This window comes from Streptococcus sp. (genome assembly GCF_030528045.1).
Lineage (GTDB): Bacteria > Bacillota > Bacilli > Lactobacillales > Streptococcaceae > Streptococcus.
Map to the genome: position 1 here is coordinate 1 of NZ_JAUMZR010000048.1, position 12,741 is coordinate 12,741.

Here is a 12,741-nt window from a genome sequence, read left to right on the forward strand (position 1 = left end):
GTTCGTCTCCTCTCGTGCTTAGTTATAGGTCACCCACTACAGTTGACATAGAGCCGAAAAAGGAAGCTGAAAAACCAGCTTCCTTCTGTTGTTTTCATTCAATTTTTACCATTATTCCACACTGAAAAGATATGGATATACAGGTTGTTGACCTTGGTGAATCTCTACTTCAACATCTTCAAATTCTTCTGCGATTTCTTGGGCAATTTCATTGGCAAGTTCTTCGCTTCCGTCTTCACCGACATAGAAAGTCACGATTTCACTATCTTCGTCCAACATATGTTTTAAAGTTTCTGTCAAGGTTTGGTGCATGTCAGGATTTGACACGAGGATTTTCCCATCGACCATACCAAGATTATCATTTTCATGAATTGCTAATCCATCGATAGTTGTATCACGAACGGCTGTTGTTACACTACCGCTTACGACATCACCAAGGGCCGCAGTCATGCGCTCTTTGTTTTCTTCGATTGATTTGCTTGGATCAAAGGCAAGAAGGATCGTCAACCCTTGAGGAATTGTACGTGCTTCTACTACAACAGCTGGTTGTTCAAGCACTTCAGCCGCAGATTGAGCTGCCATAAAGATATTTTTGTTGTTTGGCAAGAAGATAATGTTGCGAGCATTGACCTGTTCAACAGCCTTGATAAAGTCTTCTGTTGAAGGGTTCATCGTCTGCCCGCCTTCGATAACATAATCCACACCTTGGGCACGGAAGATATCTGCTAAACCTTGACCAGCTACTACTGCGATAAGGGCATACTCTTTTGTTTCAGCAGGCTTGTTTCCTTGAGTTGCTTCTTTTTCAACTTGCGCTTCGTGTTGGTTACGCATGTTGTCCACTTTTACCTTGATCAAGCTACCATATTTGAGACCTTCTTGCATGACAAGACCTGGATCTTCTGTATGGACGTGAACTTTGACGATCTCATCATCGTTGACAACAAGCAGTGAGTCGCCTAAGTCATTCAAGTAGTTACGGAATTCATCGTAGTCAAAGTCCTTAGAATAAGTTGGACCTTGTTTGAGGGCTACCATGATCTCCGTACAGTAACCGAAGGTAATATCCTCAGTTGCCACATGCCCTGCTACAGACTTGTGGTGCTCTGCATTGATCATTTCACTCATGTTGGCAGGAGTCGCTACAAAGTCCTCAGACGCACTGTATTCACCAGTAAGGGCAGATAGGAATCCTTCGTAGATGAAGACCAAACCTTGACCACCTGAGTCTACCACACCAACTTCCTTAAGGACTGGAAGCATTTCTGGCGTCTTAGCCAAAGCTGCTTTTGCACCTTCCAAGGCTGCACGCATGACCTCAACAGCATCATCTGTCTCCTCGGCTTTTTTCTTAGCCCCAATAGCCGCTCCACGAGAAACAGTCAAAATAGTTCCTTCAACTGCTTTCATAACTGCTTTATAAGCTACTTCGACACCGGATTGGAAGGCAAGAGCCAAGTCTTGACCTGTTAATTCATCTTTTTCTTTGATAGCCTGAGAGAAGCCACGGAAGAGTTGAGAAGTGATAACTCCTGAGTTTCCACGCGCACCCATCAAGAGCCCTTTAGCAAGAATGCTCGCTACTTCTCCAACTGTAGAAGCAGGCTTGTCTGCTACTTCTTTGGCACCATTTTCGATGGTCATTCCCATGTTTGTCCCAGTATCCCCATCTGGAACTGGAAAGACGTTCAATGAATTGACATATTCTGCTTGCTTATTCAAACGAGTTGATGCAGCTTGCACCATCTCTTGGAATAAACTGGTAGTAATTTTTGACACGATTATTCTCCTACAACTTTGATATTTTGAATGTAGACATTCACAGTCTGAGCAGTAATTCCTAGTTGATTTTCTAAACTAAAACGAACACGCTCTTGAATGTTTTTTGACACTTCGCTTATCTTTATTCCGTAGCTCAACACGGTATAAACATCAACTGCGATGCTACCATCTTCGACTGCCTTCACGACAACACCCTTAGAATAATTTTCCTTACCAAGGAGGGCTTGGAAATTGTCTTTGAAGGCATTTTTACTAGCCATACCGACCACTCCAAAAATCTCAGTTGCGGCACCACCTACTACGGTTGCAATCACTTCATCTGTCAGTTCGATTTGACCATCTTTTGTATTAATTTTTACAGTCATTTTTTTTACCTCAACTAGTTGATACTCTATTTTATCATATTTCAGCCCAAGTGTAAAAGCAGAATGCTGTATCGGCGGATATTTACTCTATTTTTCAAATGATTTTATCCTTAGAGCAAAAGAAAAAGACCTAAGCGGTCTTTTCATTTTTATTAAACGCGTTCAACTTTACCTGATTTCAAAGCACGAGCTGAAGCCCAAACTTTTTTAGGTTTACCATCGATAAGAACAGTAACTTTTTGAAGGTTTGGTTTTACGGCACGTTTTGTTTGGTTCATCGCGTGTGAACGGTTGTTTCCTGATACAGTCTTACGACCTGTAAAGTAACATACTTTAGCCATTGTGTTTTCCTCCTATTAGATCTAATATAGCGGATGTGCTAGCACCACATACCATACTATGTTATCACACTTTCTCTATTTTGGCAAGGAAATTAGGAGACTTTTTTTATTTAACGTAAACAACTCCAAGTTTACCAAAAGCAACTTCCCCACGAATAATCAAGGTTTTGTTTGTTGGCGCTACAGGAGCATCTGCCTTAGCTGCACCAAAGGAGGTTTCTACTTTCAGATCGACACGCCAGTGTTGTGGAACATAGACGGTTGCATTTCCGAAGGCCACTTCAATATTTAAAGTTGCAAAATCACCTAGCATCTCTGCATTATCATAGTAGATTTTAGCATCCCCAAAAGCGACTTCCACTTGGTCATCTACGAGATCTTGATCTTGCTTATAGAAGGTCCCGCTACCAAAAGCGACTTCCTTATCCGTGACGACTGTTTTTTTCCCATTGTACCACCATTTTTTTTCATTCCAGAACTTACTTGAGTGAGTAAGATAACCGACACCTAGAACTGCTAAGATACTAGCCCAGATGAGAGAATGATTGGTAACTGGTAACAAGTCATAAGCGTAATTTGCAATGATGAGCGCTAGTGACCCTGTATAAACTGCCGAAGTGAGATGGCGTCTAAGGATGGACTCAATGGACTTATAAGCAAAAAAAACAATACCTAGTAAAGGCCATATCTTGCCATCCAAAGAAGGAATTCCAAAATTCCCTTGCAGCAAGATCCAAGCTGCTAAAACCAATAAAACAATACCAAATGCTTTCTTTTTCATGTTTTTTACCTCATGTTTCTTAGATTTTCTTTTAGGAGGGATTGGTAATGCCGTGAGACATGAACCTCCTTGTGCGTCTGATAAAAGGAAATGGTGCCCGTTCCCGAAAAGGACTTGTCCACTGAGTAAATCTGACGGATGTTTGCGACCGTTGACTTGGACACTCGACTAAAATAGCGAGGTAAGATGGACTCCAACTCATAAAGTTTGAGACGAACTTCATAAGCTTTCTTCTGGTTATGAGCATAAATCTTGCTCCCTTCTGTTTCAAAGAAGAGAATTTCTGACAGATCTAGATAATATTCACCTGTCCCCTTGTAAAAAGTCAACCTCGGAGCCTTTGACTCTTGCAAGAGTCGTTGCAAATCTGCAATTTCATCTGTCAAAGTGGGTGTCTTGATGACAATTTCAGTCTCCTCTAAATTGCCGTCAATCTCAATTCGTAACTTCATCACATCTCCTTTCTGACTTTACTATATCAAAGCTAAGTTAGGAATACAAGGGCAAAAAAGCAAGTGGTCAATTTGAAGCAGTAAGTGGTTGTAGGACTAGCTTAACTTACATGTCAGAATAGGAAGAAAAGGAATCCCCACACCAGACCACAAGCATAGCCAACCAAGACATCCTTGGGATAATGAACACCCCCTAAAACCCTCACCAAGCCCAGCAAAGCTGAGAAGAGCAAGCATGCTAAGCCAACAGGTAGACTAACATGCAGACAGGCCATGGAGATGATAGTTGCCGAAAAAACATGGCGACTGGGCATCGACTGTCCCGAGCTATCTTTTTCAAGCAGGGGACAGATATCCCAAGTTTCGTAGGGGCGTGGGTGGTTGATTTTCTTACGAAAAAGAGACAAAATCACAAAACCTGATGCAGGAATAAGCACATAAACCCCAACTTGCTGATCAAGTCCTAGTTGCAGGTAAGTGGTGACTAGCAAGATCAGGTAGACCAAGGGCATGGCGACTGTCATCAAGCGATTAAAACTGCGTAACAGAAATAGAAGGGTGGGATGGCTGGTGAGTTTGGAGCTGATATTTCGATACCATTCTTGATAATTTTTCATTTATGCTTCTCATTCATTACTTTTTTGCCTACAGGTGAGACGTTTGTCTTCTAGTATAGTGTAGAAAAAGAAGGCCGTCAAGCCTTCTTTTGATTTATTCTTCTGCTTCGTCTTCTGTAAATTGACTATTGTACAAGTCAGCGTAGAAGCCACTTTGCGCCATCAACTCCTCATGGTTGCCTTGTTCAATGATATTGCCATCTTTCATGACAAGAATCAAATCGGCATTACGAATAGTTGACAAGCGGTGGGCGATGACAAAGGAAGTTCGACCCTCCATCAAACGGTCCATGGCTTTTTGAATCAACTCCTCTGTACGTGTGTCGACTGAAGATGTCGCTTCATCCAAAATCAAGAGTGGTGCATCCTTAAGAAGTGCACGAGCAATGGTCAAGAGTTGTTTTTGCCCAACAGACAAGGTCACAGTGTCGTCCAAAATAGTATCGTAGCCATCTGGCAAGGTCATGATAAAGTGGTGGATTCCCACAGCCTTGCTGGCTTCCATCATTCGTTCATCACTGATGTCTGTCTGATTATAGATCAGGTTCTCTCGAATCGTTCCCTCAAAGAGCCAAGTGTCCTGCAAGACCATTGAAAAGGCATCGTGTACTTCTGAGCGTTTCATGTCCTTAGTATCCACGCCATCGATGCGGATACTTCCCTTATCTATCTCATAGAACTTCATCAAAAGATTGACAATGGTTGTCTTACCAGCTCCAGTCGGTCCAACGATTGCGACCTTTTGACCTGCATGAGCTGTCGCAGAAAAGTCATGGATAACGGTGCGCTCTGGTGTATAGCCAAAGGACACATGATCAAAGACTACTTCCCCTTTCATGTTGTTCAATTGTCTTTCCTTATGAGATTCATCCTGCATCTCAGCTTCAGCTAGAAATTCTAATACACGAGTCATGGCTGCACTCGCTTGTTGCAAGCTCGTAATCCCTTGGGCAATCTGTGACAGAGGTTGAGAGAAGGTCCGTACGTAAACCATAAAGGCTACAATAATCCCTATAGTGATATGCCCTTCTAACGCCAGCGCGGCCCCAACGATGATGACTAAGACATAACTAAAGTTCCCAACAAAGAACATGGCTGGCATCATGATACCAGAGATAAACTGAGATTTCCAGATACTGTCATGCAAGTCTTGGTTTAACCCTGCAAATCTCGCTTTGGAGGTGTCCACTGCGTTGTAGCTGGTCACTACATTATGGCCAGAGTACATCTCTTCCACATAACCATTGACGGCTGCTAGATTATTTTGTTGGGCTTTAAAATAACCCTGTGACTTGGCCATGATTACGGAAACCGCCGCAAAACCAACAAGGGTTGATACCACGGTTACCAATGCCAAAATCCAGTTCATCCCAAACATGGTCACCAAGACAGCAATCAACAAGAAACTAGCTGAAAGAACTGTCCCTAGACTTTGGTTGAGAGATTGCGCTGCTGTATCCACATCATTGGTCACGCGCGAAAGGGTATCTCCTTGTGAATGACGGTCAAAATAGCCAAGTGGCAAACGATTGATTTTTTCAGCGATTGCTGTTCGCAAGCGTTTTGAAAAATGCTGAATGCTCGTTGAAAAGATATAGGCCTGTGTATAATTAAGGATAACTCCAAATACATACAGAACAACCAAAAATCCAGCAATGTTTGACACAGCTACCAAGTCGATTTCTGTAGCCAAGCCATCTGAAATCAAGTTAGTAATTTCTTTAATCTTAGTTGGACCATAAACGGTAATGATACTTGAAATGACTGCAGCCACAACTGCTATTAGGAGAGGGAGTTGGAGGCCTGCCATATAAGGTTTGCACTGTTTCCAGACCAAAACTTTTTTATTTTCCATGTTCCAATTCCTCCTTCGATAGTTGTGAGTAGGCAATTTCTTGGTAGACTTCGTTGGTTGCAAGAAGTTCCTTGTGGGTGCCTTGTCCCACGACTTTACCTTGATCCAAAACTAAGATCAGGTCGGCATCCATAATGGTAGAAATCCGTTGCGCTACGATGAGCTTGGTCATGGATTTTGTTTTCTCGGCTAGCTCTTGGCGTAGGACACGATCTGTCTTGTAGTCCAGGGCTGAGAAGGAATCATCAAAGATGAGAATCTCTGGTTTACGAGCCAAGGCACGCGCAATGGCCAGACGCTGTCTTTGACCTCCTGAGAAGTTGGTTCCGCCTTGGGCCACTTCTGATGCAAGACCTGCTTCCTTGTCCTCGATGAAGCTTCTAGACTGGGCCAATTCAAGAGCTTGCCACATAGCAGTCTCACTTAGAGGAGTTTCTTGACTCTTACCAAAGTCCAAGTTCTCCTTGACATCTCCAGAAAAGAGTACAGCTTTTTGTGGAATATAGCCGACCTTATTGCGCAAATCTTCCAAGTCATAATCTTGCACATTGACACCATCCACTAGGATTTCTCCATCTGAAACATCGTAAAAACGTGGCAAGAGGTTGACTAGCGTAGACTTACCAGAACCAGTCGATCCGATGAAAGCCACGGTTTGACCCGCTTCTGCTTTGAAAGTGACATGTTCCACGACTGCTTCTGAGTTTTTAGAGTAGCGGAAAGTCACATCACGGAATTCCACTTGTCCTTGAACTGAAGGATCCGCTGTCTGTGCATGACTAGGATTTTCAATAGAAGAATGCAGATCCAATACTTGATTGATACGTCCTGCCGAAACCAAGGTACGAGGAAGAACGATAAAGAGTGCTCCCATGAGAAGGAATCCCATTACGACCTGCATAGCATAGGACATGAAGACCACCATATCACTAAAGAGTGGCAGTCGTTCTGTCAAACTTGCGTCGTTGATGATATAGGCGCCAATCCAGTAAATAGCTAAACTTAGTCCACTGGAAATTGCCATCATAATGGGGTTCATAATCGCCATCAATCGATTGACAAAGAGATTGAGACGTGTTACCTCATCGTTGGCTGCTTCAAATTTCTTATCTTGGTAATCTTCCGCATTGTATGCACGAACAACTCGAATCCCAGTCAAGCTTTCACGAGTGATGCTATTGAGTTTATCTGTCAATTTTTGGATGACAGATTGTTTTGGAAAGGCCAGAGTCATGAGAACAGTGGTCATCAAGACATTGACAATAACAGCCACAACGACCGCCCAGAGCCAGTATTCTGATTTTCCAAGGATTTTCCCAATGGCCCAGATAGCCATAATTGGCCCACGAGTAACCACTTGCAAGCCCATGGTAAAGAGCATCTGTACCTGGGTAATATCATTGGTCGTCCGAGTCAAGAGACTTGGGATTGAAAAACGTTTGATCTCTGTCTGTGAAAAATCTAAAACACGATGAAATACGTCTCTACGTAGATGGGTTGTATAGGATGCTGCAACGCGAGCGGCAAAGAAACCAACCATAACAGATGAAAAGAAAGCCAATAAAGACAAACCAATCATCTTCGCAGCTGGTGACCAGAGTTCACCCAACTGCGTTCCAGACGTTCCTAGTAATTCTGTAATTTGCGAAATGTAGGTCGGCACCTCTAACTCGAGATAGACCGAGAAACAAGTGAACAGAATCGTAAGGACAATCATTCCCCACTCTTTTCCTGTAATACGTTTAGCGAGTTTCTTCATTCTCTCCTCCTATCTTCTCAACATTTTCTTGCAATTGCCCGAGTACCTTTTCAAAGATTGCCAAGTCTGACTTTGAAACCCCCTCTAGCAGACTCTGATCGATCCGATCAAAAAATGCCTTAACTTTTTGCATCTGCGAACGCGATTTCTCCGTCAGGCGAACAAATTTTGCTCGTTTATCACTTGGACTGGCCTCTAACTCAACCAAACCATTTTGTACCATGCGCTTGACTAGATTACTCGCCACAGATTTGGTAATATTGAGTTCCTGTTCGATATCCTTAATCAAGACCAGTTCCTCTTTTTGTTCACAATGATCTAAAAAACGCAGGACCTGCCCTTGTGGTCCACCCATAAATTCAATGCCACATCGCTTGGCTTCTTTCTGTACCATCAGATGGACCTGGTGTCCAAAACGTTTGAACATTAACATCGGCTTGTCCATGATTGCTCCTTTCTTACGACAAATATAGTTCTCACAAGAACTATTTAAGTTCCCATCAGAACTATTTTATCATTTTCAGAAAAGATGTCAAGAAAAAAGTTTCCAAGAGAACTATTTTAGTTTAAATTGACATTAGGCAATATTTTTTCTATAATAAGCACTAACTACTGTGGATAGAAATCCATTCACTCGATGAAGGGAGAAAACGTTCAAATGAAACCAGAAGAACAAAGAGTTTTAGGAATCTTAGCAACCATTTTTGGAGCCATCGCACTTTTAGGATCCTGGATCCCATTTATTAACTATCTATCGTTTTTCATCGCCATCGTCGCATTTATCTTGGGGATTATCGGCCTTATCGTCAATCTCAAAAAACGGAAAACAATGGCCATTATCGGAACATCCCTCGCAGTTGCCTCTGTTGTACTTTTCTTTACTACCCAGATACTGTACGCTAATGTCTACAAAGAGTTTGCCAGGGAGTTTAACCGTTCCTATAGGGAGGCAAGTTCCTCAATGGAACGCGAAGAAGAGAGCGACTTGACAGATGATAGCACCTATTCCATCCCAGAGGAGGAGGAAGAAGATACCTTCACCTGGACCCAAGAACAGTTCGACGCCTTAATCGAAGGTGACCTTGACAACAAAGGAAAAGGTGGTACCAACTACAAGGATATTATCAAAAAACACGGACTACCAGACTCCGAGTATGATTCCACTATCGGAGGGTACGATACGAGAAAAATCACCTATATCTCCATTGGAGACAAGATCAAGACTGTTACCTTAACTTTTGCAAAACAGGACAATGGACAGCTCTTGCTCGTCCAAAAACATGCAGTCGGTCTAGGTCTAGAAAAAAGCAAGAAACAAAACGATTCTGAAACCAGAGTTTAAGTTCAAATATCAAAAAAAAAACGAACAGCTAGTAAAACTGTTCGTTTTTCTATTAGAATCCATCTACGTTTGTGTAGATCTTTTGTACGTCTTCGTCGTCCTCAAGAACACTGTAAAGTTTTTCAAAGGTTTCAAGGTCTTCGCCTGACAATTCCACTTCAGACTGAGAAATCATTTCCAATTCAGTCACTTGGAATTCTTTGATGCCAGACTCACGAAGGGCAACGATAGCCTTGTGAAGGTCTGTTGGAGCTGTATAAACCGTGATTGTTCCTTCTTCTGCTTCTACATCGTCCACATCCACATCTGCTTCGAGCAATTGCTCAAAGACCGCATCAGCGTCCTCACCTGCAAATACGATCACACCCTTGTTATCAAAGAGGTATGAAACCGAACCTGAAGCACCCATGTTTCCGCCGTTTTTACCAAAAGCTGCACGGACATTAGCTGCGGTACGGTTGACGTTTGAAGTCAAGGTATCCACAATCAACATAGAACCATTTGGTCCAAATCCTTCGTAACGTCCTTCTGTAAAGGTTTCGTCTGTGTTTCCTTTTGCTTTATCAATCGCTTTATCGATAACGTGTTTTGGCACTTGGGCTTGTTTCGCACGGTCGATAACGAATTTTAAAGCAGTGTTTGATTCTGGGTCTGGATCACCTTTTTTTGCTGCTACATAGATTTCTACACCAAATTTTGCATATACTTTAGAGTTAGCTCCATCTTTAGCCGTTTTCTTGGCTACGATATTGGCCCATTTACGTCCCATTAGGAATCTCCTTTTTTCACATTTTAATCTTTCTTATTATAACACAAGTTTTTTCGATTTTCACTAGAGGAAATGGATTTTATTCAGCAAATCCAGCTAGGATTGTCCTTTGGCTGCCAAGATTGCCTTGCCTTCTTTTATCAGGGGATGGCGGAAAAGTGAAAAGTACAGTTGGGTGGTCATGGCAACCCAGATAAGGGGTTCACAAAGGATAACCCCCCTATAGCCTGCCCAAGGGATAATCAAAACCACAAAAACGATTTTCCCAATTAGTTCTATAAAGCTGGAAACTAGAGGAAGGACTTTCTGCCCCAATCCCTGCAAGCAATTCCGATAAATCAGCAAAAGGCTCAAAATCGGATAAAAGACTGAACTGATTTGCAGGTAAAGACTACCATTTTCTACCAAGTAAGTATCTGTTGAACTGGCCAAGAAGGAAACCAAGGCTGGACTGGCAAAAAAGAGGAAGACACAAACAAAACCTGCCCAGGACATGCTCAGGCGACTCCCAATACCAAGACCTTGAACAATGCGGTCTGGTCGCTTGGCCCCAAGATTCTGAGAGGCAAAGGTCGTCATGGCAGAAGAAATAGCCGTCATCGGAAGGAGAGCAAAGGCCATAATGCGTCTAGCCGCCGTTTGGGCGCTAATAATCACAGCACCAAAGGTATTGACAGAAGACTGTAAAATCACGCTACCAATGGACACAATCGAACTCATCAGACCCATGGCCAAACCTTGCTCTAAAAGATCCGCGTACAAGGCCTTGTTCCATTTAAAATGCTTGAGTTGAGGAATCAGTTCTGGAACACTCTTACGGATATAATAAAAGCAGAGAACCGCTGACAACCCTTGCGAGATAATGGTAGCAAGCCCCGCAGATTGAACTCCCAGATGCAGTTGCGTAATGAAATAGAGATCCAAAACCACATTAACCAAGGCAGAGAAAATCAGAAAGCCAAGAGCTGCTAGACTATCACCAATAGACCGCAACAAACCTGCAAAGAGATTATAAGCGAAGCTGACGCCTACACAAGTCACAATCATAGAAATATATTGATAGGATTGGGGGAGGATTTCTGCAGGGGTATCTAAGTATTGCAAGAGAGGATACAGACCGACAAAGCCCATCAGCATGACCACAATACTCAAAAGAGCACCTAAAATCCAAGTTGCTGCTACTGCTTCCTTGATTTTGGTGAAATTCCGAGCCCCATAATAGCGGGCAATGACAATCCCCATCCCATTGCCAACACCAAGGGTAAAACCTATAATCAAGTCAAAAATGGCCGTTGTCGCCCCTACTGCAGCCAAGGAATCTTGACCAAGAAAACGCCCAACAATCAAGACGTCCGCAGTATTATAGAGCTGTTGGAAAATATTTGACAGCAAGATTGGAAAGGCAAAGCTTAACAGCGCAGGAAGAATAGGACCATGTATCAAGTCCACGGATCGTTTCTTATTCATAAAGCTATTATATCAGCTTTCTAAAGGAGCGACAAGACTCTGTCACTAAGTTTGAAATCAATTGCTTACAGAGAGACAATTTGCTATAATCAAGAAAAGGAGGTCATTTAAGAGTTTGACCAGTCAATTAATTACCGATGTATTTCCTGATCTGGATAAGGTTGAAAAGCTAAACAAGGAAGCATTCCCTGAGGAAGAACGAGTTCCTCTGTCAGAGTTTTTACGCTATCAAGACCGAGAAGACGCCCACTTTTTTGCTTTTTATAACCAAGAAGAGTTTGTCGGCTTTGCTTTTGCCATCTCCAATCCCAAGGCCTTCTATATCAGTTTTTTTGCCATCATGCCCCACTTGAGAAGCCACAGATATGGAAAAGAAATCATCGAAAAGCTGACTGATTTTTACCAGCGAACCATGTTATTGGAAGTCGAGCGATTGGATGAAGAATGCGATAACTTGGAGCAGAGAAAGTCCCGCATGGATTTCTATCGCCAAAATGGTTTCAAAACAGCCAACGCTTTTCTAGAGTACGAAGGTTTGAGTTTTGAAATTCTCTACCGTGGCGACTATTTTGACGAAGAAGCCTATCGCGACATCTTCCAAAAGTTACAGAATGAACATTATTTTGACTTTCATATAAAGTATCGTCGTTTTAGTGACCATTAAACAAGACTTATCCTTCTGGTGAAGAACCTCTCTTTTTCAATAGAAGCTACATATAAAAATGCATGTAATCTACGATTACATGCATTTTTTATTTTCAACTGATCAGAATAAACTTTTATTCTCTCTATGGCTTAAGCCTCTGCATTGCCTTCTGGAAGAAGGAAGTAGAGAACAGCATAAGCTAAGATTCCAGAACCACCAAGTAGAGTGAAGATGATCCAAAGTGCACGAACAAGTGTGTGGTCCATGTTAAAGTAGTCACCGATACCTGCACAAACACCAGCAATCTTTTTGTCTTGTACGTTACGAACAAGGCGTTTTTCCATTATAGTAGTCTCCTTTTTATAGAATGATTTGATTTAATCATCAAATTAAAAAAATTGCAACAGTTTTTTTAATTTTTTTGATTAAATACTCTTTTATTACGCTTTTGAAGCTTATGGAGAATTAATAATTGAACATAAAAAGCAGAGAAGGACTTCTCCGCTTTTATTGGCTCTATAATATCTGTAGTGGGTAAAAACCACTATGGAAATTATGGAGCTTT

General features: G+C 42.1%; 14 protein-coding genes. 2 read left to right on the top strand and 12 right to left on the bottom strand.

All coding sequences use genetic code 11. The features are described 5' to 3' along the window. Nucleotides 1-111 precede the first annotated feature (111 nt). The 9 genes from Q4A91_RS08370 to Q4A91_RS08410 form a co-directional block, all read right to left on the bottom strand. Nucleotides 112-1,779: a DAK2 domain-containing protein gene (locus Q4A91_RS08370; protein ID WP_303213274.1), complete on the bottom strand. Its 1,668-nt coding sequence runs from the start codon at nt 1,777-1,779 to the stop codon at nt 112-114. Nucleotides 1,780-1,781: 2 nt separating this feature from the next. After that, complete coding sequence (locus tag Q4A91_RS08375; protein WP_303213277.1) at nt 1,782-2,147, bottom strand: Asp23/Gls24 family envelope stress response protein; 366 nt, start codon at nt 2,145-2,147, stop codon at nt 1,782-1,784. 152 nt (nt 2,148-2,299) lie between these two features. Beyond that, nucleotides 2,300-2,488, bottom strand: coding sequence for a 50S ribosomal protein L28 (gene rpmB / locus Q4A91_RS08380; RefSeq protein WP_001140948.1), 189 nt, complete (start codon nt 2,486-2,488; stop codon nt 2,300-2,302). A gap of 106 nt (nt 2,489-2,594) precedes the next feature. Beyond that, nucleotides 2,595-3,269, bottom strand: coding sequence for a hypothetical protein (locus Q4A91_RS08385; RefSeq protein WP_303213376.1), 675 nt, complete (start codon nt 3,267-3,269; stop codon nt 2,595-2,597). Between the two features lie 5 nt (nt 3,270-3,274). Next, on the bottom strand, nt 3,275-3,721 hold the full coding sequence (locus Q4A91_RS08390) for a LytTR family DNA-binding domain-containing protein (protein ID WP_303213378.1): 447 nt from the start codon (nt 3,719-3,721) through the stop codon (nt 3,275-3,277). A 113-nt stretch (nt 3,722-3,834) separates the two neighbouring features. Further along, nucleotides 3,835-4,338 carry a phosphatase PAP2 family protein gene (locus Q4A91_RS08395; protein WP_303213379.1) on the bottom strand — a complete coding sequence of 168 codons (504 nt, stop codon included), beginning with the start codon at nt 4,336-4,338 and terminating at the stop codon, nt 3,835-3,837. A gap of 94 nt (nt 4,339-4,432) precedes the next feature. Beyond that, complete coding sequence (locus Q4A91_RS08400; RefSeq protein ID WP_303213380.1) at nt 4,433-6,193, bottom strand: ABC transporter ATP-binding protein; 1,761 nt, start codon at nt 6,191-6,193, stop codon at nt 4,433-4,435. Further along, a complete protein-coding gene (locus Q4A91_RS08405; protein ID WP_303213381.1) occupies nt 6,183-7,952 on the bottom strand; it encodes an ABC transporter ATP-binding protein in 1,770 nt (589 codons plus the stop codon). Before Q4A91_RS08405 ends, Q4A91_RS08400 begins: the two co-directional genes overlap by 11 nt. Then, nucleotides 7,936-8,397 (bottom strand): MarR family winged helix-turn-helix transcriptional regulator, encoded by a 462-nt coding sequence (locus Q4A91_RS08410; protein ID WP_000360526.1) that lies wholly within the window; start codon nt 8,395-8,397, stop codon nt 7,936-7,938. The genes Q4A91_RS08405 and Q4A91_RS08410 overlap by 17 nt, the downstream gene beginning before the upstream one ends. Nucleotides 8,398-8,589: 192 nt before the next feature. Here Q4A91_RS08410 and Q4A91_RS08415 point away from each other — a divergent pair, with 192 nt between their 5' ends. Continuing rightward, nucleotides 8,590-9,294, top strand: a complete 705-nt coding sequence (locus Q4A91_RS08415; RefSeq protein ID WP_303213383.1) for a CD20-like domain-containing protein — start codon at nt 8,590-8,592, stop codon at nt 9,292-9,294. A 52-nt stretch (nt 9,295-9,346) separates the two neighbouring features. On the opposite strand, the gene Q4A91_RS08420 is transcribed toward Q4A91_RS08415, so the two are convergent. Both Q4A91_RS08420 and Q4A91_RS08425 read right to left on the bottom strand, forming a co-directional pair. Next, on the bottom strand, nt 9,347-10,063 hold the full coding sequence (locus Q4A91_RS08420) for a YebC/PmpR family DNA-binding transcriptional regulator (protein WP_303213384.1): 717 nt from the start codon (nt 10,061-10,063) through the stop codon (nt 9,347-9,349). A gap of 96 nt (nt 10,064-10,159) precedes the next feature. Further along, nucleotides 10,160-11,530, bottom strand: a complete 1,371-nt coding sequence (locus Q4A91_RS08425; protein WP_303213385.1) for an MATE family efflux transporter — start codon at nt 11,528-11,530, stop codon at nt 10,160-10,162. Nucleotides 11,531-11,591: 61 nt separating this feature from the next. Between Q4A91_RS08425 and Q4A91_RS08430 the strand changes: the two genes are divergently transcribed. Then, entirely contained in the window at nt 11,592-12,194 is a 603-nt protein-coding gene (locus tag Q4A91_RS08430) for a GNAT family N-acetyltransferase (protein ID WP_303213386.1), read from the top strand. A 131-nt stretch (nt 12,195-12,325) separates the two neighbouring features. On the opposite strand, the gene Q4A91_RS08435 is transcribed toward Q4A91_RS08430, so the two are convergent. Further along, nucleotides 12,326-12,520 carry a PspC domain-containing protein gene (locus Q4A91_RS08435; protein ID WP_000415528.1) on the bottom strand — a complete coding sequence of 65 codons (195 nt, stop codon included), beginning with the start codon at nt 12,518-12,520 and terminating at the stop codon, nt 12,326-12,328. Nucleotides 12,521-12,741 lie beyond the last annotated feature (221 nt).

What these genes read in the sequence shown, in the direction of transcription:
- Q4A91_RS08425 (WP_303213385.1), bottom strand. Translation starts at nt 11,530, where the DNA reads ATGAATAAGAAACGATCCGTGGACTTGATACATGGTCCTATTCTTCCT.
- Q4A91_RS08395 (WP_303213379.1), bottom strand. Translation starts at nt 4,338, where the DNA reads ATGAAAAATTATCAAGAATGGTATCGAAATATCAGCTCCAAACTCACC.
- Q4A91_RS08400 (WP_303213380.1), bottom strand. Translation starts at nt 6,193, where the DNA reads ATGGAAAATAAAAAAGTTTTGGTCTGGAAACAGTGCAAACCTTATATG.
- Q4A91_RS08375 (WP_303213277.1), bottom strand. Translation starts at nt 2,147, where the DNA reads ATGACTGTAAAAATTAATACAAAAGATGGTCAAATCGAACTGACAGAT.
- Q4A91_RS08435 (WP_000415528.1), bottom strand. Translation starts at nt 12,520, where the DNA reads ATGGAAAAACGCCTTGTTCGTAACGTACAAGACAAAAAGATTGCTGGT.
- rpmB (WP_001140948.1), bottom strand. Translation starts at nt 2,488, where the DNA reads ATGGCTAAAGTATGTTACTTTACAGGTCGTAAGACTGTATCAGGAAAC.
- Q4A91_RS08420 (WP_303213384.1), bottom strand. Translation starts at nt 10,063, where the DNA reads ATGGGACGTAAATGGGCCAATATCGTAGCCAAGAAAACGGCTAAAGAT.
- Q4A91_RS08390 (WP_303213378.1), bottom strand. Translation starts at nt 3,721, where the DNA reads ATGAAGTTACGAATTGAGATTGACGGCAATTTAGAGGAGACTGAAATT.
- Q4A91_RS08385 (WP_303213376.1), bottom strand. Translation starts at nt 3,269, where the DNA reads ATGAAAAAGAAAGCATTTGGTATTGTTTTATTGGTTTTAGCAGCTTGG.
- Q4A91_RS08415 (WP_303213383.1), top strand. Translation starts at nt 8,590, where the DNA reads ATGAAGGGAGAAAACGTTCAAATGAAACCAGAAGAACAAAGAGTTTTA.
- Q4A91_RS08410 (WP_000360526.1), bottom strand. Translation starts at nt 8,397, where the DNA reads ATGGACAAGCCGATGTTAATGTTCAAACGTTTTGGACACCAGGTCCAT.
- Q4A91_RS08405 (WP_303213381.1), bottom strand. Translation starts at nt 7,952, where the DNA reads ATGAAGAAACTCGCTAAACGTATTACAGGAAAAGAGTGGGGAATGATT.